Here is a 22,814-nt window from a genome sequence, read left to right on the forward strand (position 1 = left end):
ATTTCTACATCTTTTTATCGATCTTCATTTCGAAAGCACTTGTTGAGACCATGATCCAATTTTCTTTTTCAATAAATATGTTCTTTATTCAATACTAGTTGGTAATGATTTTTCTTGATGTTTCTTTGTTTCAATTGGGAAGACGGATCATGAAGCTGGTCATTATAGCGTAATATTGAATTTCATGTTTCAGGAATTTTGGTTCATACAGAACATTTTTTCTCTTCAAAAAAGGAAAAAGACTTATGAAATAAGTTTAATAATATTATCACAATATTTATTATTTGCATGTTATATCTTTTTAAGATATACTCATTGTGTAAGGGACTTATATAAATATTAGAGAGAAATAAGTAATAAATTAAAAATAATATTTCGTTTACGATTCACAACGGTCATTCAGCTATGAAATAATTTTATGTCACTGACATATAGATAGAGAGGAAAGAATTATGGACAAAAAATTACACAGTTTTTTTCGTGGGCTCTTATCCATTTTGATTTCATTATCAATCGGTCTGCAGTGCACAAATACGGTTTTTGCCGATGAAACATCAAACGCTTCTGAGCAGACGACCGTACAAACTTCCAACAATCAAGCAGGCGGTACAGGCGGATCTGCTGATACATCGGCCGAATCACAGTCCGGCACAGCAGCAGGGCAGAATGGAAATACAAGTCCGGCCGGAAATGATCAGGAAAGCACAGCGGGTGCCGAGGGAACAGAGCAGAAAAGTCAGGGTTCCTCTGCAGCATCATCTCAAACAAAACAGACATCTGCACAAGAGGATACGCAGAAAGAAGACGAGACCTCGATGCCGGCACAAGATTTTACAAAATCTTCATCCGGCGGAGTAACTGTTTCCGTTTCTGCTCCGGAAGGTGCGTTCCCAGAAGGAACAACAATGACAGTGACCGATGTCAGCACAGAAACAGCATTATCGATTGCCAAAGGAAGCTCTGAAGATCCGGAGAACGTGGTGGATGCATCAGGTGTTGACATCACTTTCAGGAATAAAGAAGGCCAGGAAATTGAACCGGCAAACGGAAAACAAATTCGTGTAAAAATGACACTTTCCAGAAATCTGGAAGGAGAAACTTTTAATGTAATACACAATGATGAACAAAATGGTCCGACAGAAATCGCGGATGCCAAGAAATCATCAGCATCTTTTAGTGCGGACAGTTTTTCAATTTATGTCATTGACGGCGAGCAGCCGGCCGTGGCAACATACCGTTTTTATGATGAAAACGGAGAATTGCTGAGTTACAGTGCAAATGGTAAAACATTCAATAAACAGAAAATAAAAAACGGAGAAACATTATATTCTCCGAAAAATCCAGAAAAATCTGGTTACATCTTTAAAGGATGGACGACAACGCAAGGATCGAGTACGGTGGAACTGGATCCATTCAGCAGCATGACTCCGTCTGTAACGTCTACGCAGGATATCAACTACTACCCGGTTTTTGAGGAAGCACATTATGTGTTCTTTATGGATTCGGCCGGAGATAATGCGAGAGTCTATGAGACAAAAGCCGGAGCGAGCGGTGACACCATAAATACATCCGACGTTACGCTTGCTTCACAGGGAGACAGTTCTTTCACCGGATGGTATACAGACAGCAGTTTGACCACTCCGGCAGGAGATTCCATTACACTGGGAAATGAAAACATTTATCTGTATCCAAAATTTGAAGAGGGACATTATCTGATCTTCAAGACCGGTGATGACGCTACGATCATTGCACCGGAATTCGTCGCTGCTGAAAGTGTAACATCAGCACCAACCGATCCGGAACGTGCCGGATATACATTTGTGGGATGGTCTACAAATGAGGATGCGACGGAAGCCGACTTTACATTCGGCAGTGAATTGTCCGAAGATACAACGTTATACGCTGTCTGGGAACCTGCAACCGCAAATTATACCGTCATTTTCTGGAAACAGTCGGTGACCGATGACAAAGATGCGGCAGATGCGGATAAAACATATGAATACTATGCCTCAGAGACGCGTACCGGAACGACCGAAAGCGACGCTTCGCCGACGGCTAGTGATAAATCAAAATCAAATATCAATAATGGTGATGGTTTTCACTATAATTCGACCAATTCAGAGTCCGTTCAGATCAAGGGCGATGGATCCACGATCCTGAATATCTATTATGACCGCGATTTATTTACCTATAAATTTAATAATAATGATGGATCAACGACATCAATTTCCGGATTGTACGGCGCTACGATGGATCAAAGCAATGTGACATGGCCGACAAATGAGGATAGTGTATGGTACTGTACAAATAATCAGTATTATTATGCATATTTGGATGCTTTCCTGCCAGTAAAAAATTTCCACTACAGCGGAAATTCTGCAACGATTACATTCAGTCAGACATCTGGCAGATATACATTGAATTATTATCGTGAGGCAGTTACCGGCGGCGGATTTACAGACGATCTTACACCTCAGACATTTTCTCTTGATACACAGTTTGCAGGCTGGAATTTTGAGAATGTCTACTCTGGCTTTACCGTGTCTAAGTTCAGAGTCATGGACCGCAATGGAAATTATGGAAACTGGGTATCCGTATCTTCTGATGGATCTACGCAGTTATCCGAACAACAGATGATGAGCAGGTCTGGAGTAACCTCTTTTGGCGGATTTGATGTTTTCTACAGCCGTAATCAACATGGCATTGATTATTACAGCGGCAACGAAATCATTCACCAGGAGACAGGCATCTATTATGAAGCCAGCCTGGCATCGTACGGCGAAGATGGAGAAAATTACTATGTGCCGGAAGAGGCACCGACCACAGTGCCGGCAGGAGCCCAATTTGCGGGATGGTATAAAGACCCTGAATGCACAGTTCCTTATGATTTTGATCATGCAAAAATGCCGGACGATAACGTCATTGTTTACGCAAAATGGGAACTGCCGAAAGTAAAAGCAAAAGTTTATGACGAAATGGGCGGCGGCAGTCTCGTCGATACCATTACAGTGGATTATGGCGGTACCGTGGATGAAAATCTGATGCCAAACGTCAAAGACGAAAGCGGAAATTATATTGTTTATACAAACAGTTCAAAAACGATCACGATCCCGGATGACGCAGTTTGGGTCGGATGGGATATAAAAACCACGGATGACAGCGGCGAGACATCTTATGAAACGTATAGTTTTGATACGCAGCTGACAAAAGATATTGAATTATATCCACATTATGTACAGCAGCATAAGTATAAAGTCACTTATGATGCCAATGGCGGATCGGGTACGGTAACCGATTCAAAAACTTATGTTGGCGGCGACAACTGTTATGCGGATGTCCAAAGCGGCAGTCCGCTGACACCGCCGACAGGCAAAGTGTTCCTTTATTGGAATACGAAAGCCGATGGTACCGGAACGACATATTATCCAGACGATAAAATAAAGATTACCAAAGATGAAACACTTTATGCTATTTATGGTGAATCTCCGAAAGCGACGGATTTGACGTATCATTCAAATTATCCTTCTGATACAGGACTCTCTGAAGTGACCACAAAACAGACAGTCGATGATGCAAGTGTATTGATCAATAACCAAGACTTGACTGTGTATACGTTGGATCAGTCAAATATCCCAGCTCCTGCTGGTTATGAATTCATCGGCTGGAAAGATGGAAATGGCAAAGAATATGCACCTGGAGCGTCAATCGGTGTCGATGTAAATGATCCTCAGCCGAATGCATTATATGCAGTCTGGGCTAAAAAACCGACAAAGGATGTATTCAAGAGCGGTGAGACGCAGTCGATCGATGGCCAGACAGTCAAGGCCGGAGAGCTGCTGGATTACAAGATCACGTACAAGAATACGACCGATCAGGAAGAGACGGTGACGATCACCGATAAGATCCCTGCGAACAGTACGTTCCAGTCAGCAGATAACGAAGGCAGCTATGCGAATGGCACGGTGACATGGGAAAAGACAGTCGCAGCCGGCGAGAGCATCACGGTCAAATTCACGGTGAAGGTCAAGGAGAACAGTGGCACCGCATTGGAAAACCAGGCTGTAGTGAACGACGGCACGAATAATTTCAATACGAATAAGACCACGAACCCGACACCGACGCCGCCGACCGATCCGACAAAGGATGTGTTCAAGAGTGGTGAGACGCAGTCGATCGACGGCAAGAAAGTACAAGCCGGCGACAAACTGGATTACAAGATCACGTACAAGAATACGACCGGATCGGCACAAACGGTGAATATCACCGATGCGATCCCGTCCAACAGTGAATACGTCGACGGTTCAGCAGATCATGACGGAACCTATTCGAATGGTACCGTGACATGGAGCGGCATCACGTTAGAGGATGGAAAAAGCATCACAGTCAAATTCACGGTCAAGGTCAAGGAGAACAGTGGCACTACATTGGAAAACCAGGCCGTAGTGAACGACGGCACGAATAATTTCGATACGAATAAGACTACGAACCCGACACCGACGCCGCCGACCGATCCAACAAAGGATGTGTTCAAGAGTACGGATGAACAGAATTCGATCGACGGCAATCAGGTGAAGGCCGGAGACGAGCTGGTATACAAGATCACATATACGAATACGACCGGTGCGGATGCGACGGTGGATATCACCGATGCGATCCCGGAGAACAGTAAGTATGTAGAAGGCTCGGCAGATAACGGAGGAACTTACTCAAATGGAAAAGTAACATGGAACGATCTGTCGGTTTCCAAAGATTCAAGCATCACGGTCAAGTTCACGGTGAAGGTCAAAGAGAATAATGGCACGGTATTGAAGAATAAAGCCGATGTCATCGAAGGAACGAATACATACACGACGAATGAGACCACAAATCCGACGCCGACACCGCCGACCGATCCGACAAAGGATGTGTTCAAGAGCGGTGAGACGCAGTCGATCGATGGCCAGACAGTCAAGGCCGGAGAGCTGCTGGATTACAAGATCACATACAAGAATACGACCGGTGCGGATGCGACAGTGGATATCACCGATGCGATCCCGGCCAACAGTGAGTACGTCGACGGTTCAGCAGATCATGACGGAACCTATTCGAATGGTACCGTGACATGGAGCGGCATCACGTTAGAGGATGGAAAAAGCATCACGGTCAAATTCACGGTGAAGGTCAAAGAGAATAATGGCACGGTATTGAAGAATAAGGCCGATGTCATCGAAGGAACGAATACATACACGACGAATGAGACCACGAACCCGACGCCGACGCCGCCGACCAAGCCAAAGAAAGATGTTTTCAAAAGCTCGGATGAACAGAACTCGATTGATGGCAAGAAAGTACAGGCGGGAGATGAGCTGCTTTACAAGATCACGTATAAGAACACGTCCAATGAGGAGAAAACATTGACGATCACAGATGCAATTCCGAAGAACAGTTCTTATGTAGAAAACTCTGCAGATAACGGCGGAACCTATGAAAACGGTATATTGACATGGAGCAACATCACGTTGGCAAGCGGTGAAAGCATTACGGTCAGCTTCAAAGTAACAGTGGATTCAAACAACGGTACGAAATTGACCAATCAGGCGAAGGTGAACGACGGTTCCAATACATATACAACGAACGAGACCGTGAATCCGACGCCGGAAGAACCAACCAGCCCGCCGCAGAACAATGATAAAACTTCAAGTTCAAAACCATCAAAGCCGGTAAAAAGCAAGAAAAATATATCGGTTTTGACATCGATGGAATCAAACAGCGGACTTACTCTGATCATGTTGGCAGGAAGCTTGCTTGCGGCTGTTCTGTTGGAACGCCGCCGCAGAAATCGAGCATGATTGGCTTACGCGAAACAACTGAAGCAGGCTCCTATATATGATTAAAAACGGATGCGGAATGAATATGTTCCGCATCTGTTCTTATCGAATCTCTAAATCAATTAACAGTGCTTTCAGCACTGTTTTTCTATGCCCATCCCTTCAGAGCATTTCACTGGCAAAAACATCTAATTAGATATAAAATACAGACGATCATAAGGAGGTATGAAAATGGAACGAAAAATACGCAGAATGGTACGAGGATATCCGACACAGGACGGCGCCGGCGTCAAATTGATCCGCGTGCTCGGCAACGAGACCGTGCACGATTTCAGCCCGTTTCTCATGTTAGATTCTTTTGACAGTACACAGCCGGCCGATTATACCGCTGGTTTCCCGCTGCACCCGCATCGCGGCATCGAAACGATCAGCTATGTGGCAAAAGGAAAAATGCAGCACAAAGATACATTGGGATTTGAAGACACAGTTGGAGACGGTGAGGTCCAGTGGATGACGGCCGGCTCCGGCATCGAACACGAAGAGAACATCCCGCCGGCTGAACGATTATTGGGCATTCAGCTGTGGATGAATTTACCGAAGAAGGATAAAATGTGTCCGCCGGCTTACCATGCGATCAAACACAAAGATATCGAGGAAATCCCGATTGCCGAGGGCCAAGGTACCTTACGTCTTTTAGCAGGAACCTATTTGGATCATACGGGTTTTCAAGGGGAATATCAGCCGTTGGATTACTACGAATTGATCCTTAAACCGGGTGCATCCATAAGCCTGCCGAGCGACCCGCAGAAAACTGCCATGGTCTTCACGTTATCCGGTGATGCCGAAATAGCGGGCACGTCGGTACGCGAAAAAACTGCTGCTGCTTTATCAGAAGGCGATACGGTATCGATCCAGGCACCCGCAGAGGGTCCGGAAATTCGGGTGCTTTATATGAGCGCGCCGGCATTGGATGAACCAGTTGCGTGGGGCGGACCGATCGTCATGAATACAAGAGAAGAACTGCATGAAGCGTTTAATGAACTGCGCAATGGAACATTCATCAAGGAGCTGTCGAAATGACAGCTTTTTCTATTGCGGCGTCAAAATAAGAAAAATATAATATAATTAAATAAAGAAAGAAAGGAGATTGATATGAACATCATTTTATTACGGCATGGACAGGCAAAAAAAGCCGAAACGCCTGACGGCGATGCGGAAAGAAAATTGACCGGCGCCGGTAAAAAGGCCATGCGTGCTGTTCTGCAGCGGGATGTCAATTTACTTTCGACACGCGGGGACATCATCTTCTGGACCAGTCCGCTGATCCGTGCCCGCCAAACCGCTAAGATCTTTCAGCGTGCGATCCGCAGCGCCCGCAACGTCGATCTGGATATGAAAGTGCAGGAAGCCCTGAATAATACCGAGATCCATGATATCGTATCCGTTCTCACCGAAGCATTGTATACCGATGCTTTTGGATCCAATGATACGTTGGTGATGGTCGGCCACGATCCGCAGATGACCAGACTGATCGAATATTTGACCGGACAAAAAATCCGTTTTCAGGCTGGTGCACATATCTGCCTGTATCTATCCGATGAGACGCGAAATCATATCCGCACATGCGATGATACGGAAGCAGCGGCACAGGTACTGATGCATGCCGCCAAGATCCGCTGGTTTATCCAGGGACCGAATTTTGCCGACTGGCAGACCATGGTCGATCTGGAAAAAATTCTGGTGCATGGATTTGAAAATGTCAAAAAACAATGCAAAGAATTTACGGATCATCCAGATGATGCCGATGCGGTCCACGATCTGCGCGTTTCCATCCGGACCCTGCGCTCTTATGTCTGGTTTATCAAACCATTCCAGAAAGCGAAACAAAATCAGCGGATGCAGATCCAACTGCGCACGTTGGTCCGGGCGCTGTCCCGTCTGCGCGAACTGGATGTGCTGGCCGAGGATACAAAACGTGTGGATGTCGATCTAGCGCCGGCTGTCAATGGACCGGAACCGCCCGAAACGCTTGATGCGGTCATCCGTCGCTGCCGGGCCGCCGAATGTGAAGAAGTACTGAAACGGTTTGCTTCCCGTGACTGTGCAGAAACGTGGAAAAGCCTGGAAAAAGAATTCAGCCGGATCCACTGGAACAATGAAACGGAACAGGAAGGCCTCTCAGATCAAGTTATCAGCGACCGGCTGACCGAGCTGACCGAAACAATGCGGCACGATTATCAAAAGTTAGATCCAGGCGATGTTGAAGCGGCACACAAAGTCCGCAAAGATGCGAAAAAGATCCGTTACAATGCCCGTGGTTTGAAAGAACTGACCGGCCCGCGGAAAGACGTGGTCGATACGATGCATGAGATCCAGGACAAGCTCGGTGCCTTGTGCGATGCCCGTGTGAATATCGATCTGCTGGAAGAACTGATCCATCACGAAGCACTCTCCGACTTGGCCCGCTGGCAGGCTGTAAATCTGCAGGTGATTGAAAAACAAACAGAAAAACAATGCATGAAAATGCTTATGGATCAACAATGATCAGGCTTCGGCCTGATTTTTTTCTGCCTTCGGTAAGGGAATTATAGAAGCAAGATAAGCCGACAGCAGCAGCGGCAGGATGAACCGGATCGGGAAACAGAGGAAAAGGACCGCGGTCACCGTCAGCGGCTTGCGCATGATAGAACCATAGGCTCCGGCTACAGTGCAGACGACCGCAAACAGCGGCAGCACACCCGTTAAAGATGCCAGCGCAAACCCCAAGGACGCACTGCAGTAAATGATCGGAAAAATACTTCCGCCTTTCCATCCGAAGGATAGACAAAGATTGGTGGCGATCATTTTAGCCAGTGCCGTGAGGATCAAAAAAGATACCGATACAGACTGCCACCGGGAAGCTAAGTGCAGCAGCTTGGCCTCGCCGCTGAACATCGTCAGCGGATTCCAGGCCCCCAGCAGCCCCATACCTATTCCGGCAATCAAACAAGAAACGACACGATGATCCCGAAAGGGTACGGATAAACGATGGGCCGCGCGCTCTGTGATCTGAAAGAACCAGCCCAGGGCAATGCCGGCAGCGACCAGCACCGGAAACCAGATCCAGTCATCAAGACCGGCGTGTCCCGGCCAGGCAAGATGCGGCAGTCCATGTCCGCCGCCGAACCATTTGGACAACGATTCCGATACCAGCAGCGCGCCGCCGATGGCACAAAGATAAATAATGATCTTCGATATTTTCAATTCTTTGGGATCAAAAAACAGCGGCTCTTCATCATGCGTATGTTCAAAGTTATTGACCAGCCCGAACAATGGTGCCCGGAACACAACGCCCAGTGCAGCAGCAAATCCGGATTTTTCCAGCTCCCGCAGTTCGCGGACATTGTATTTCAAATGATCGCCCACATAGCAGCACAATGCCGTGATGATACCAGTCAGACCGGCCTCCGGACCGAGCGAGCCGCCGAAGATCAGCGGCAGAAGCATGCCGATGATGAGTACAGGCAGATGATGATAATCATAGGTACCGTCTTGTTTCAGCTTGGCAAAGACCTCCTCCATCGTGTCGGGAAAGATGCCGTACTTTTGTTGGAAGAGGCCGATCAGCAGACCGCCGAGCGTACAAATCAGTAAAGTATAAAGCCAGCGATGACCAAGTGCACTCGGGATCACGGTCCAGATCCAATTTGTGCTGACAGAAAGCAGGTGCAGGACGATCCATACGATCGCACCGGTCAAGATACCCAGCAGCAGGGCATACAGCGCAATGGATGCGACGCTGACAGTTTTCGTTTTTTTTGACATCGTATTCATAACATTCCTCCGGGACATACGAATTTATTTTATCATGCGCTATTCATTTGGTAAAATCTCCAATTCAATATCGATTCTGTACAACCGGGCAGGGGCACTTCATAATTTGAATAGAAAACGGAGGCGTCAGGATATGAACAGAACATTAGGAAAAGATTTAGTTGTCTCACCGGTCGGTTTAGGATGCATGGGATTTTCTCATGGCTATGGTGCTCCGACTGAAGAAAAACAAGCAGAACAACGAATCCGGGAAGCTTATGATCTCGGTTATCGATATTTTGATACGGCGGAAGTCTATGGCACACCGGATGATCCGCATCACAATGAAAAACTGGTCGGCAAGGCACTGGCCGATGTGCGCGATGATGTAGTTATTTCTGATAAATTCGGTTTGTCGTTTGACTTGGACAGTGATCAAGTTCCGTATCCGTTGATCCCGGATGCGCGTCCGGAGACGATCCGCCGTTCAGTGGAAGGTTCGCTGCAGCGGCTGGGCACCGATCACATTGACCTATATTTTCAGCATCGCATCGATCCAAATGTCGAACCCGAGACGGTTGCCGGTGTCATGGCCGATCTGATTCGAGAAGGAAAAATTACACATTGGGGAATTTCGGAAGCCAACGAAGAGTATCTCCGCCGGGCGCATGCTGTTTGTCCGGTGACAGCGGTGCAGAACCGCTATTCGATGATGGCACGTCAATATGAAACATTGTTTCCAGTGCTTGAAGAGCTGCAGATCGGTTTTGTGGCCTTTTCCCCGATGGCAAATGGTTTCTTAACAGGCCAGTACGGCAAAGGCCAGCACTTTGATGCCGCGGTCGATTATCGGGCATCGATGCCGCAGTTCAAGGATGAAGCCATTGAACAAAACCAGGCATTATTGGATCTGATTTCCCAATTTGCTGAAGCGAAAGGTGCAACTTCCGCACAGATTTCTTTGGCGTGGATGTTAAATAAAAAGCCTTGGATCGTACCGATCCCGGGCAGCCGAAAACCAGCTCGTATGAAGGAGAACTTCCATGCGGCGGATATTCCTTTGACAGCAGCGGAAGTCCGCCGGCTGGATGATGCACTGGATCATGTAAATATGTCGGCCGTCTTCGGCGGCAGTGCCGTAAAGGGTCGGTAACATGTATCAGCCGTTGTCTTTTCCCAAAGTAATGGCAGAAATTCCAGACGCTTTTGAGCGTCCAGCCAACTGCCCAGGAAAACTGGTAAATTTGAATTATCAAACATGGGAAGCCTTTACGTATCAAAAACGACTTCAGCGACTGAAGAAAAGAGCTGTCGTCTATTTGCCCTATAACTATGATCCGAAGCAGCAATACAACGTGTTCTACTTGATGCACGGCGGCTGGAGCAATGAAACGACGTATCTGGGCATTCCGGGAAAACCAAGTACGTTTAAAAATGTGATCGACAATGCCGTTGAGACGAAAACAATGGCCCCGATGATCATCGTCTGTCCCACCTATAACAACACTTCGGTCCGTGACAGCAGCGACTATTCTATGGCTGTTGAACTGACTGCCCGTTATCCCCAGGAACTGGTCAATGATTTAATACCGGCCGTCGAAGGAACCTTCTCGACCTTTGCGGCATCCACTGACCGCATAGATTTGCGCGCTTCCCGGGATCACCGGGCATTCGGCGGATTTTCAATGGGGTCGGTGGCCACATGGCAGGTCTTTGCCCAGTGCTTGGATGTATTTCGTTACTTCTTTCCGTCCAGCGGCAATCTGACCGCCGACGGAAAGAAGATGGCAAAACTGGTAAAAGATCAAGGATTTGGGCCAGAAGACTTTTTCATCTTTGCGGCTTCAGGCACGCATGATTTTGCGTATCCTGCCTTTTCCGAACAGATTCAGAACATGTCGAAGGAAGATTTGTTTCAGACTGTTTCGAATGAACAGGAAGGCAATTTGTGTTATCGCATCAAACGCCATGGAGTCCATGGTAAAGAAGATGCACTGCAGTATTTTTATCAAGCGATGAGCCGGATCTGGAAACCGGCAGAAAAGTAAGGAGGAAAAACCGATGCGTTATATGAAAGGTGTCGTCATCGAAGGAAAAAATAAAATGGCGGTCAGCGACCATTGTCCGGTACCGGAACCGGAAAACATTGTTCCCACCGGTGCTTTGATCAAACCAATGATTTGGTCACCTTGTACCAGTGATGCCCATTTATGTGCCACGGGAGCAGCCAGTCTGCCTTATTTGGTCGGCAAAGCAGTCGGTCATGAAATGTGCGGCGTGATCAAGGCCGTGGGCAGCGATGTACATGATTTCAAAGTAGGGGATCCGGTCATTGTTTGTGCCGTCATGCCGGTATGGCGTTCCTTGGAAGCACAGGACGGCCAGGCTAAACAGCGTCAGGACAATATGTATGCGGGAATCGATTATCCGGACCGCGGCGGTTCGTTTGTCGAAGAATATTACATCCGTGATGCGGATATGAATCTGGCGAAGATCCCGGAAGGCGTCACGATGGAACAGGCGGTGATGGTGCCGGATATGATGTGTACGGCTTTCGAGGGCGTACAGGCACTGAATATGAAATTCGGACAGTCCGTGGCCATATTGGGCATCGGTCCGGTCGGATTGATGGCTGTGCGGGCAGCCGTCCTGCAGGGAGCCGGGTCGATCTATGCGATCGGTTCGCGGCCGATCTGTTTTGATGTTGCCAAGCAATACGGTGCGACAAAATGCATCGATTATCACAATGAAGATTATATCGATCAGATTCTTGCCGACAATCACGGTCCGGTCGACAATGTGGTATTGTGCGGCGGTACGGAAAAAGAGTTAAGCAAAGGTCTGCAGATGCTGAAAAACGGCGGAACTTTGGTAAATTTATCCGCGTATTTCGGCAATTCATCCATTCCGATCGAACCGGCGGTCTGGGGATTCGGTTACGGTGATAAAACAATCAAGGGTGTCGGCTGCGGCGGCGGACGTGTACTGCTGAGCCGGATGGCCAATCTGATTCAAACAGGTCGGGTCGAGCCAGAAAAATTGATCACTCACCGCTTTCATGGACTGGATCAGATCCCGGCAGCCATGGATCTGTTCCTCAATCATGATCGAACGCTGATCAAACCGGTGATCTACAATGACTGATTTATTTCGAAAAGTCGGTGCGGTTTGTTTAGCCGTTGTTCTGCTGCTGTCCGGCTGCACGCAGACCGCTGCCGAGTCCGGACACTTTACAAAAGATACATCGATCCAGGAAGTCATCAATGATAAGGCGTTTGACAATTACGGCCGCCTGATGTTTCCGACGGACGACAACTATTACAGCGGAGATACATTGGGGGATCTGCAGCTGACATGGTATAACAACATCAATCCCGATAAAACAGTGGAAATCGTCAATTATTTCTACGATCAAGTACAGCAGGACCAGCGTATTTTTTATCCGATTTATTCCAAGAGCGAACGGAAGGCGGATCCGGAAAAAGCGGACACCGGTATTTTCTTTTTCCGCGGACAGTCCGGCGCAAAGACGGCCGTCGTCAATGCGGGCGGCGGGTTTGCGTATGTCGGTGCCATGCAGGATAGTTTCCCGGTGGCCTTGGAGTTATCAAAGAAAGGATACAACGCGATCGCGCTGATCTATCGGCCGGAAGAAGAAACGGCATATGAAGATTTAGCGTATGCGATCACCTGGCTGCGAAAACATGCGGATGAGCTGCAGATCGATATGACGGATTATTCACTTTGGGGCGGTTCAGCCGGTGCACGAATGGCCAATCGGGTCGGTACCGACGGCACGGCATCATTCGACGAACCTGCTTCCCCGCAGCCGGCAGCCGTGATCACGCAGTATACCGGATTGAGCGAAGTGACAGGAAAGGAACCGCCGACCTATGCGAATGTCGGTACGGATGACAGCATCGCCGATGCCGAAACAATGACAGAACGCATCGATGCGATCAAGGAAAACGGCACCGATGCGGAAATTGAAGTATTCAAAGGATTGGAACATGGTTTTGGTTTAGGCGAAGGCACGGCAGCAGAAGGCTGGGTCGATCATGCGGTCTCATTCTGGAAAAAACATATGACAACAGAGGATATAGTTGCTTCCGCCGTGAACATTCCCGACTCGATCCGTAAGATCCCGCGTCGTTACTTTCGTCAGGCCCGCCAGCAGGGTACATTAGAAGATCTGAATTATCAGACGTGGGAATCCTTTTCGTATGAAGAGCATCAAACACGGCTGAACAAACATGCGGTGGTCTACTTGCCGTATCAGTATGATCCCAGTCAGCAGTACGATGTATTTTATTTGATGCACGGCGGCTGGAGCAATGAGAACAGCCTGCTGGGCAGTCCCGGTTCTCCTTCAGAATTTAAGAACGTCCTTGATCATGCGATCCAGGAAGGCAAACTGCGCCCGATGATCATTGTCTGCCCCACCTATAACAACACCAATGAAAACGGCCAGGATTCAGATGACTTTTCACTGGCGCTGCAGCTGACCGATCAGTTTCATAACGAATTAACGAATGATTTGATGCCGGCTGTTGAAAGCAAGTATAGTACGTATGCCGAAGAGCCGACACCGGCAGGATTTGCGGCGTCGCGGGATCATCGCGGATTCGGCGGATTTTCCATGGGATCCGTTGCCACCTGGCATACGTTCCAATACAATTTGGACGACTTCCGTTATTTTCTGCCGATGAGCTGCGGAACCGATTTAGACAATTCGGTCTTGTGGCAGGATGCAGAAAATCGGGATCCAGGCGATTACTTTGTCTTTATTATGACCGGCACAAAAGATTTTGCGTATTCGTATGAACAGGAGCGTCATCAGGCGATGGAAGATTCCGGTGTGTTTACGGATATTGACCAACAAAGTAACGGCAACTTTGCGTATCGCGTGAAAAAAGGCTACGATCACGATGCGACCGCAGCCGAAGAATATACATATAACGGATTGACGGCGTTCTTTCCGTCCTCATAAGACAGGCTTGAAAAAGCCTGTTTTTTTTACCAGGCGCCTCCGCCTCCGCCGCCGAAACCGCCGCCGGAGAAGCCGCCGCCGGAGAAACCGCCGCCGCCAGTTGTATCGCCGCCGCTCTGGATGAGGGCACTGTTCATCTGGTGCGTGTAGGTGTGGAACAACGAACTGTACCATATTGAACTATAAACCATGCCCGAATCATAGCCGTCGTACCAATCCGGCTTTCCGATCTGGATCTCTTCAAACTTCTTGGCCCAGGTCTTATCCATGCCCATGACATAGGCATACGGCATGATATGGAAGAAATATTCCGGATCCTGATCCGAGAGGGCTTTCAGACGGTCGTATTCTGCCGTTTCGATGAAACGGCGGAAGCCCAGTATCTTGCCCATCAATTCCGCGCCATGTTTGGTCAGGGAACGCATGAAGACGGAGCAGAGCACCATGATCACATAAGCAGCCACGCATCCGATAGCGGCAGCTGCGCTGACCCAGGCGAAGATAAAACTGCCGAAGATGCCGCCGCCGATCACGAGCAGTACGATGCCGATCGTGCGGATGATTCCGATCTTGGCTTTGGTCATGCTTTTTCGGCGGTCAAAGGTCATATTGACCATCACTAAACCAAAGATGGACGGCAGCAGTACAATGATCGGTAAGAAGATACAAAGAAATGTAGTATAGGAATAATATCCGGTGACAAACGATACGATCAAGATCATGAGCGCAAACAGCACATAGGTCAAGCCGCGGCAGAAGTTGGCCTGCTTATTGTAGATTTGATCGTCGCCGGCAAATTGTTCCTTCACTTTCTCTTTGGTGTTTTCAACGATTTTTCCAAAACTGTCCGGCAGATTGCTCAAGTCTTTGGTTTTTTTACTATTGAAAAGATGTTTATAAAAATACCGACTGAATTTTGGATCTTTTGGATCCGCTTCTGTTTTTTTGATCAGCACAAGGTGATCTTCTTCTTTCTCTTCGATGCTCAGGTAACCGCGGTCGGCATAATACATGATCATCGAAAGCACATCTTTGTTTTCCGCACTGCCGTCGATAATATAACCAATTTCACAAGGGGTCATGCCTTCCGGCGGTTCGAATTCAACGGTCTCCACGATTTGCGGATCGCGTCCGTACTTAAACCAAAGCACAGCGGCTACGGCCGGGATGATCGTAATCGCCATCCAAAGATATTTGATCGAACTGGCCCGGCTAGGCGGATCGACCCAGTATCCTTCCGGCAGATCCGCTTTCACAGTGGCACCGACACCGGACGGCACATTATCCCCCATTAAAATGATCGTTTTATTTTCCTTATCGATCGTCTGCGTAAAATAGTCGGAAATGGGATCCTCTGCTCCGTAGCTGCCGCTGTAGAATTCCAGATCGTCCCAGTCCATCGATTTTGGCAGGGTCAACGTGCTCGTGACCGTACCGACGGACGTCTCCCAGTCCGTCGGGAACAGATCGTAGGATAGATAATCATTTATTTTAGAATCGTCTTTGTAGCAGACCAGATCGTAGCTGATATGATAGGTGTGTTCACCGGTGACGGTTTTATCTTCATCCCCGATGCGCAGGACCTTGTAACCAGATCCATATTCGGACTCGGTAGAAGTATTGAGCGGATCATCACCGGCATTTTCATTGGTGACAATATACTGCTTTTCTGAATATGGGATATAGCGATAGATGCCATGATGGGCATGAGAACCAAAGTCGACCACGATGGTTTCCTTTACATGCATCGTATGGTTCTTGGCAACCGTGGTATGGATGGTGAAACTTTCGGTCGTATAGTTGGCACTTTCATCCGCATAGATCTGCCCGCCGGCCTGCAGCGGCGCAAAAAAACAAAACAAAAACGCGAGAAAGATCGCGGCGGAGAATCGCAAAAATTGTCGGATCCTGGTCATAAAACCCTCCTTTGTGAAAAAGTCTCTATTCTTAACATTAGTATACCTTCGATTTTGCGAGATGAGAAGTAAAATATAAGTAAAGAAGTACGCGCAGAAAAATGAATGCTCATAGATAAATTACGATCAAAATGATATGGTGAACATAAAGAAAGAAGAAAAATATGAAGAAAGAAAAGAAGAACCCACCCGCCCATATCGAAGTCCGCGGTGCCCGGGTGCACAATTTGAAAAATATTGATGTTGATATCCCGCTTTCTCAGATCACGGCGATCGCCGGGGTTTCGGGATCCGGGAAATCTTCGCTGGCTTTGGGTGTTCTGTATTCCGAAGGTTCCCGGCGGTATCTGGAGGCCTTGTCGACCTATACCCGCCGGCGCATGACTCAGGCGGAAAAAGCCGAAGTCGAGGCGGTCAACTACATTCCGGCCGCTCTGGCGCTGCATCAGCGTCCGGCGATCCCTGGTGTGCGCAGTACCTTCGGGACATCGACCGAGCTGCTGAACAGCCTGCGTTTGATGTTTTCACGGCTGGCCAGCCATCGCTGTCCGAATGGGCATTATGTTGAACCGTCGATGAACGTCGCAGCCGAAAAAGAACTGGTTTGTCCTGTCTGCGGGGCACATTTCTATGGACCGGGCGCCGAGGAACTTGCCTTCAACAGCGGCGGTGCGTGTCCGACCTGCAGCGGCACCGGCATTGTCCGGACCGTCGATGAATCAACGCTGGTGCCGGATGAGAATCTGAGCATCGATGAAGGCGCGGTCAAACCATGGCAGACCCTGATGTGGTCGTTGATGAAAGACATCGCCCGCGAGATGGGGGTCCGCACCGATGTACCGTTTAAAGAACTGACACCGAAAGAACGGGATATCGTGTTCAACGGCCCGGCTGTCAAGAAAAACATTGTCTATCAGAATCAGACGACCGGCGCGACCGGGGATATGAATTTTACGTATTTCAACGCCAAATACACGGTGGAAAATGCCCTTTCCCGCGTGAAAGACGAAAAAGGCATGAAACGGGTCGAAAAATTCCTGAAACAGGATGTATGTCCGGATTGTCACGGGACGCGTCTGTCCGAAGCAGCGCGTGCTCCGCGGCTGTGCGGTATTTCTTTGGCCGATGCCTGCCAGATGACCTTGTCCGAACTGGATGACTGGGTCAGCGGCGTACCGGCCTGGGTGCCGGAAGCGATGCGGCCGATGGCCGAAAGCATCTGTGATTCATTTCATCGTGTAGCCCGCCGTTTATTGGATCTCGGTCTAGGGTACCTCTCGTTGGATCGGGCGGCCTCAACGCTTTCGACCGGAGAACGGCAGCGTATGCAGCTGGCAAGAGCGGTCCGCAACCGGACGACCGGGGTGCTCTATGTACTGGATGAACCATCCATCGGTCTGCATCCGGCCAATATCGAAGGTCTGACAGGTGTCATGGAAGATCTGGTCCGTGACGGGAATACCGTGGTGCTGGTCGATCACGATACGCAGATCTTAAAGCAGGCGGACTGGATGATCGAAATGGGACCGGGAGCCGGCGCCAAAGGCGGCACCGTCATCGCCGAAGGAACCATTGCGGATATCGAACAAGATCCATGCTCGGCCATCGGCCCATATCTCAGCGGCAGGCAGGATGTTCAGGTACGCGAACGGTGTACGCCGGCCAAACTGTTTGCGCATGGCATGATCCGCATGCAGACCAATTCGATCCATACGGTACAGCCATTGGATGTTTCCTTTCCGAAAAACCGGCTGTCTGTCGTAACGGGTGTATCAGGTTCCGGCAAGACCACGATGGTCCTGGAAAGCCTGATCCCAGGATTACAGGCAGAAGGGAAACAATTGCCGGAGCACGTGCGAACGATCGATACCGGCGGCATCAAGCAGGCCAAGCTGATCGATGCGTCTCCGATCGGCATCAACATCCGTTCGACCGTGGCAACGTATGCGAATGTGCACAACGAGCTGCGCAAGGTGTTTGCGAAAACCGAAGCGGCGCAGGCAGCCGGCTACAAGGCGGGTGACTTTTCCTATAATACTGGGCAGTTAAAATGCCCGACCTGCGAAGGGACGGGTACGATCAGTCTGGATGTGCAGTTTCTGCCCGATGTTGCGATCACCTGCCCGGATTGTCATGGCTCCCGGTACAGCCATCAGGCCGATGCGGTTCGCTGGACCAATGCGGCGGGCAAAGCGTATTCGCTGCCGGAATTGATGGCGATGAGCGTGGACGAAGCGCTGCAGGCTTGTCAGGGACTGCCCCTGGTGCAGCGCCGGCTGCAGGTGCTCAGTGATTTAGGACTGGGCTATCTGACGTTGGCGGAGCAGACGCCGAGTTTATCCGGCGGGGAGGCGCAGCGACTGAAACTGGCCAGTGAAATGAAAAAACCGCAGGCGGATACCCTGTTTGTGTTTGATGAACCGACCATCGGTCTGCATCCATTGGATGTGCAGACCTTGCTGCGGGTGTTCCAGCGGCTGCTGGATCATGGGGCAACGGTCATCGTGATCGAACACGATCTGGATGTGATCCGGAATGCGGATTATATTGTCGATATGGGTCCGGGCGGCGGTCAGGAAGGCGGCCGGATCGTGGTATCCGGCACTGTTGACGAGGTACGTGCCTGCCCGGAAAGCAGGACCGGCAAATATCTTTAACACTTACAGCCTGTACCGGTATATTGTGCGACCGCACGGCCGGTATCGTCGGTGACATCAACATTCAGGACGGTCAGGCGCCGGCCGTTTTTGATACAATAGGCATGCGCAAAGAGTTTCTGCCCATGCACACGGTTCAGGTAATTCATCGTGACAGTTTGTGAAACGGTCGGCCGGTGGATCTGATTGGCCGCGACCGCAAACGCAAAATCGGCCAGCGTAAAGATGGCACCGCCCATGACACCGCCGTTGGCGTTCTTGTGATTTTCATTCAGTACCAGGGAGCAGGTTGCTTCGGTCTCACCGATCGTATCGATGACCATGCCGTTGATACGCGCAAAGCGATCGTCATAAAAATATTGTCGGGCTTCTTCGATTGTCTGAAATGTTCCCATAGGATCCTCTTTCTTTTTTTCCTATCCTACCATAAACAGGCGGAATATGAAAAAATAGCGTCCGATTTGTGAATATGTGATACGGATAAAAAGACAGAAATTTGCTATGGTGAAATGGAAAGGAGCGAAAAACATGAAACCATCTGCTTTCAACACCAAAATTTTTAATTTATTTGATCAAAACTGGGCCATCGTGACCGCAGGCACGCCGGATCGTTACAATTCCATGACCATCAGCTGGGGAAGCATGGGAACCATCTGGGGCGCACCGAATCATGGTCGGCCCATCGTGACGGTGTACATCAATCCGCTGCGCTATACCTATGAAGTTTTAAATGAAAGCGATCGTTTTACGGTCAGCTTTTTCCCGAAAGCCAATCGTCCGGATCTGATCCTCATGGGCACCCGCACCGGCCGGTTCGGTGATACGAAAAAAGGCACCAATCTGACACCGGTCTTTGATGACGGGTTTGTCTATTATCGGGAATCGATCTTAACGTTTGAATGTGAGAAACTGTATCAGCAGACGCTGGATAAAAAACAAATTCCGGCTTCGATCGCGGATGCCTTCTATGCCCCGGAGGAGCAGGCGCACCGCATGTATATCGGCGAAGTCAAGAAGATCATTGAAAAAGGAGAAGAAGATGAATAAATTAACAGATGTTTATACACTGCGCAATGGCGTAAAAATTCCGTGTGTCGGCTTCGGCACCTGGCGGATCCCGGACGGGGAAACGGCGGTCAATGCCGTCAAAGCCGCCGTGCAGGCTGGATACCGTCATATTGATACGGCTGCAGTTTACCACAATGAAAAAAGCGTGGGCAAGGGAATCGAGGAGTGCGGCGTACCGCGGGAGCAGTTGTTTGTCACCAGTAAAGTCTGGAATACCGAACGCGGGTACGATAAAACCATCGCGGCTTTTGAGAAGACCTTGAACGACTTGCAGCTGGATTATCTGGATCTGTATTTGATCCACTGGCCGGCAGCCGCGCATCAGTTTGAGAACTGGGAAGCTATCAATGTCGATACCTGGAAAGCGATGACCGAACTGTATCAGGCCGGCAAGATCCGTGCCATCGGGGTTTCTAACTTCCTGCCGCATCATTTGAAGGCATTGATGGAAACCGAAGTGCCGCCGATGGTCGATCAGATCGAGTACCATCCGGGTTTCTGCCGTAAAGAGACGGTGGATTTCTGCAAAGCCCATGATATCTTGGTGGAAGCGTGGAGCCCGCTGGGCGCCGGCAAGATGCTTCAGAACGAACAACTGATCAAAATGGCCGGCCGTTATCATAAGTCCACGGCGCAGGTCGTGCTGCGCTGGGTCATCCAGAACGGTGTGCTGCCGCTGACACGCTCTGTCACACCGGCACACATTGTCGAAAATGCGGATTTGTTTGATTTTGAACTGTCCGATGAAGATATGAAATTCATCAATGAGATGCCATATTTTGCGGGTTCCGGCAATGATCCGGACCGCGTCGATTTCTAACGTGAGCATTTGAATTACGATTCGCCTTTCTTTATGCGATGATGAAAGCAGAGAAAGGAGATGATTTCATGAAGATCATAATTATCGGCGGTGTTGCCGGCGGAGCGACGGCCGCAACGCGGCTGCGCCGTTTGGATGAACACGCGGAAATCATTCTATTGGAGCGTTCAGGCTATGTTTCCTATGCCAACTGCGGGCTGCCGTACTACATCGGCGGCATCATTGAAAACAAGCAGGATCTGACGCTGAATACACCAGAAAGTTTCAGTACACGGTTCGGCATCGATGTGCGGGTGCATCAGGAAGCCATCGACATCGATCGGGAACATAAAATCGTTACGATCCGAGAAACGGAAACCGATCGTGTCTATCGGGAAAAATACGACAAATTGATTTTATCGCCGGGCGCAAGACCTGTGCAGCCGCCTTTGCCGGGCATCGACAGTCACAACTTGTTTACACTGCGCACGGTGGAAGATGCCTTGGCCATTCGTCAATTCATCGAAACGCGAAAACCAAAATCAGCAATCATGGCCGGCGGTGGTTTTATTGGCTTGGAAGTTGCGGAGAATCTGCGTCATGCCGGTCTTGATGTGACGATCGTTGATCTGGCGGATCAGGTCATGACGCCGTTTGATGCGGATATGGCGGCATTGATCCAGGCACAGCTGAAGAAAAACGGCATTCATCTCAAATTGAAAAGCAGTATTGCCGGCTTTGAGGAAACGGAAACCGGGATCCGCGTATTACGCAAGGACGAAGCATCGCTGGAAGCAGACATGGCCTTGTTGGCGATCGGTGTCCGTCCGGATACCAAGCTGGCCGAAAAAGCCGGTCTGCAGCTGGGCTTGAAAGGCGCGATCGTTGTCGATGATACGATGAAAACATCGGATCCGTCGATCTACGCGGTCGGGGATGCGGTCGTCATCCGTAATGCCGTCACCAACCAGGAAGCACTGATTGCCCTGGCTGGTCCGGCCAATAAAGAAGGGCATATTGCGGCGGATAATATCTGCGGTCTTGAAGCGCATGCGCAGGGATCCTTAGGCTCATCGGTCGTCAAGATCTTCGATATGACGGCAGCCAGTACGGGCTTAAGCGAGAAAGCTGCGGCTGCGGCAGGAATCGATTTTGATCGGGTCGTTTTATCGCCGCTTTCCCATGCCGGATATTATCCGGGTGCGCAGTCGATGTTCATGAAAGTTGTCTATGAACGGCAAAGTCTGCGGCTGCTCGGCGCCCAGATCGTCGGATATGAAGGCGTCGACAAACGGATCGATGTTATAGCTACAGCGATCAAGGCCGGTCTGAAGGCCGATGCCTTGGCAGACCTGGATCTGGCTTATGCACCGCCGTATTCTTCGGCCAAAGATCCTGTCAACATGGCAGGCTATATCATCCGCAACGTCAGCGGCGGTTTGATGAAACAATTCCACTGGAATGAGGTCCAGGATCTGCCGGCTGCCGCATTCAAGCTGGATACGCGGACGGAGGCAGAATATGCGGCCGGTCATATCGATGGATTTAAAAATATTCCGCTGGATGAACTAAGAGAACGCTTGGAGGAAATCCCGGCCGGACAGCCGGTGTACGTGATGTGTCAGAGCGGTCTGCGCAGCTACATCGCCTGCCGGATCTTGATGCAGAATGGATATGATGCGTACAATCTTTCCGGCGGATATAGTTTTTACAGCGCTGTTATGCAGGAGCGCATGCCGGCTTCATCGGCCTTGCCATGCGGAATGGAGATCAAATAAACCTGGG

General features: G+C 49.4%; 14 protein-coding genes. 11 read left to right on the forward strand and 3 right to left on the reverse strand.

The window, feature by feature from the left end; genetic code table 11:
* The first annotated feature begins 452 nt into the window (after positions 1-452).
* The 3 genes from HNQ47_RS03570 to HNQ47_RS03580 all read left to right on the forward strand — a co-directional run bounded on the left by HNQ47_RS03570 (position 453) and on the right by HNQ47_RS03580 (position 8,351).
* Positions 453-5,828, forward strand: a complete 5,376-nt coding sequence (locus HNQ47_RS03570) for an InlB B-repeat-containing protein (protein WP_183327603.1) — start codon at positions 453-455, stop codon at positions 5,826-5,828.
* Between the two features lie 210 nt (positions 5,829-6,038).
* A complete protein-coding gene (locus HNQ47_RS03575) occupies positions 6,039-6,887 on the forward strand; it encodes a pirin family protein (RefSeq protein WP_183327604.1) in 849 nt (282 codons plus the stop codon).
* Positions 6,888-6,959: 72 nt separating this feature from the next.
* Entirely contained in the window at positions 6,960-8,351 is a 1,392-nt protein-coding gene (locus HNQ47_RS03580; protein WP_183327605.1) for a CHAD domain-containing protein, read from the forward strand.
* On the opposite strand, the gene HNQ47_RS03585 is transcribed toward HNQ47_RS03580, so the two are convergent.
* Positions 8,352-9,620 carry a chloride channel protein gene (locus HNQ47_RS03585; RefSeq protein WP_183327606.1) on the reverse strand — a complete coding sequence of 423 codons (1,269 nt, stop codon included), beginning with the start codon at positions 9,618-9,620 and terminating at the stop codon, positions 8,352-8,354.
* A gap of 133 nt (positions 9,621-9,753) precedes the next feature.
* On the opposite strand from HNQ47_RS03585, the gene HNQ47_RS03590 reads away from it, so the two are divergent.
* From HNQ47_RS03590 to HNQ47_RS10025, 4 genes are read left to right on the forward strand one after another with little or no spacing between them, the layout of a single operon-like run.
* The gene (locus HNQ47_RS03590) at positions 9,754-10,752 is read left to right on the forward strand and encodes an aldo/keto reductase (protein ID WP_183327607.1); all 999 of its coding nucleotides are present in this window, start codon (positions 9,754-9,756) and stop codon (positions 10,750-10,752) included.
* Between the two features lie 31 nt (positions 10,753-10,783).
* Positions 10,784-11,647, forward strand: coding sequence for an alpha/beta hydrolase (locus HNQ47_RS03595; RefSeq protein WP_183327608.1), 864 nt, complete (start codon positions 10,784-10,786; stop codon positions 11,645-11,647).
* A 13-nt stretch (positions 11,648-11,660) separates the two neighbouring features.
* Positions 11,661-12,743, forward strand: a complete 1,083-nt coding sequence (locus HNQ47_RS03600) for a zinc-binding dehydrogenase (protein ID WP_183327609.1) — start codon at positions 11,661-11,663, stop codon at positions 12,741-12,743.
* Entirely contained in the window at positions 12,736-14,589 is a 1,854-nt protein-coding gene (locus HNQ47_RS10025; RefSeq protein ID WP_221247982.1) for an alpha/beta hydrolase-fold protein, read from the forward strand. The genes HNQ47_RS03600 and HNQ47_RS10025 overlap by 8 nt, the downstream gene beginning before the upstream one ends.
* 26 nt (positions 14,590-14,615) lie before the next feature.
* Here HNQ47_RS10025 and HNQ47_RS03615 read toward each other — a convergent pair whose 3' ends face one another.
* A complete protein-coding gene (locus HNQ47_RS03615; protein WP_183327611.1) occupies positions 14,616-16,505 on the reverse strand; it encodes a DUF2207 domain-containing protein in 1,890 nt (629 codons plus the stop codon).
* A 164-nt stretch (positions 16,506-16,669) separates the two neighbouring features.
* On the opposite strand from HNQ47_RS03615, the gene HNQ47_RS03620 reads away from it, so the two are divergent.
* Complete coding sequence (locus HNQ47_RS03620; protein ID WP_183327613.1) at positions 16,670-19,162, forward strand: excinuclease ABC subunit UvrA; 2,493 nt, start codon at positions 16,670-16,672, stop codon at positions 19,160-19,162.
* Here the strand turns inward: HNQ47_RS03620 and HNQ47_RS03625 are convergent.
* A complete protein-coding gene (locus tag HNQ47_RS03625; protein WP_183327615.1) occupies positions 19,159-19,557 on the reverse strand; it encodes a PaaI family thioesterase in 399 nt (132 codons plus the stop codon). The genes HNQ47_RS03620 and HNQ47_RS03625 overlap by 4 nt on opposite strands.
* A 133-nt stretch (positions 19,558-19,690) precedes the next feature.
* Here HNQ47_RS03625 and HNQ47_RS03630 point away from each other — a divergent pair, with 133 nt between their 5' ends.
* From HNQ47_RS03630 to HNQ47_RS03640, 3 genes are all read left to right on the forward strand, one after another.
* On the forward strand, positions 19,691-20,209 hold the full coding sequence (locus tag HNQ47_RS03630; protein ID WP_183327617.1) for a flavin reductase: 519 nt from the start codon (positions 19,691-19,693) through the stop codon (positions 20,207-20,209).
* A complete protein-coding gene (locus HNQ47_RS03635; RefSeq protein WP_183327619.1) occupies positions 20,202-21,050 on the forward strand; it encodes an aldo/keto reductase in 849 nt (282 codons plus the stop codon). Before HNQ47_RS03630 ends, HNQ47_RS03635 begins: the two co-directional genes overlap by 8 nt.
* A gap of 68 nt (positions 21,051-21,118) precedes the next feature.
* The gene (locus HNQ47_RS03640; protein ID WP_183327621.1) at positions 21,119-22,807 is read left to right on the forward strand and encodes an FAD-dependent oxidoreductase; all 1,689 of its coding nucleotides are present in this window, start codon (positions 21,119-21,121) and stop codon (positions 22,805-22,807) included.
* Positions 22,808-22,814: the final 7 nt, after the last annotated feature.

It is taken from the genome of Catenisphaera adipataccumulans (assembly GCF_014202755.1).
Lineage (GTDB): Bacteria > Bacillota_I > Bacilli_A > Erysipelotrichales > Erysipelotrichaceae > Catenisphaera > Catenisphaera adipataccumulans.

Bases quoted from the DNA above. Each gene is read 5' to 3' on its own strand.
- HNQ47_RS03640 (WP_183327621.1), top strand. From the start codon at position 21,119: ATGAAGATCATAATTATCGGCGGTGTTGCCGGCGGAGCGACGGCCGCA.
- HNQ47_RS03570 (WP_183327603.1), top strand. From the start codon at position 453: ATGGACAAAAAATTACACAGTTTTTTTCGTGGGCTCTTATCCATTTTG.
- HNQ47_RS03585 (WP_183327606.1), bottom strand. From the start codon at position 9,620: ATGAATACGATGTCAAAAAAAACGAAAACTGTCAGCGTCGCATCCATT.
- HNQ47_RS03625 (WP_183327615.1), bottom strand. From the start codon at position 19,557: ATGGGAACATTTCAGACAATCGAAGAAGCCCGACAATATTTTTATGAC.
- HNQ47_RS03635 (WP_183327619.1), top strand. From the start codon at position 20,202: ATGAATAAATTAACAGATGTTTATACACTGCGCAATGGCGTAAAAATT.
- HNQ47_RS03600 (WP_183327609.1), top strand. From the start codon at position 11,661: ATGCGTTATATGAAAGGTGTCGTCATCGAAGGAAAAAATAAAATGGCG.
- HNQ47_RS03580 (WP_183327605.1), top strand. From the start codon at position 6,960: ATGAACATCATTTTATTACGGCATGGACAGGCAAAAAAAGCCGAAACG.
- HNQ47_RS10025 (WP_221247982.1), top strand. From the start codon at position 12,736: ATGACTGATTTATTTCGAAAAGTCGGTGCGGTTTGTTTAGCCGTTGTT.
- HNQ47_RS03615 (WP_183327611.1), bottom strand. From the start codon at position 16,505: ATGACCAGGATCCGACAATTTTTGCGATTCTCCGCCGCGATCTTTCTC.
- HNQ47_RS03590 (WP_183327607.1), top strand. From the start codon at position 9,754: ATGAACAGAACATTAGGAAAAGATTTAGTTGTCTCACCGGTCGGTTTA.
- HNQ47_RS03620 (WP_183327613.1), top strand. From the start codon at position 16,670: ATGAAGAAAGAAAAGAAGAACCCACCCGCCCATATCGAAGTCCGCGGT.
- HNQ47_RS03595 (WP_183327608.1), top strand. From the start codon at position 10,784: ATGGCAGAAATTCCAGACGCTTTTGAGCGTCCAGCCAACTGCCCAGGA.
- HNQ47_RS03630 (WP_183327617.1), top strand. From the start codon at position 19,691: ATGAAACCATCTGCTTTCAACACCAAAATTTTTAATTTATTTGATCAA.
- HNQ47_RS03575 (WP_183327604.1), top strand. From the start codon at position 6,039: ATGGAACGAAAAATACGCAGAATGGTACGAGGATATCCGACACAGGAC.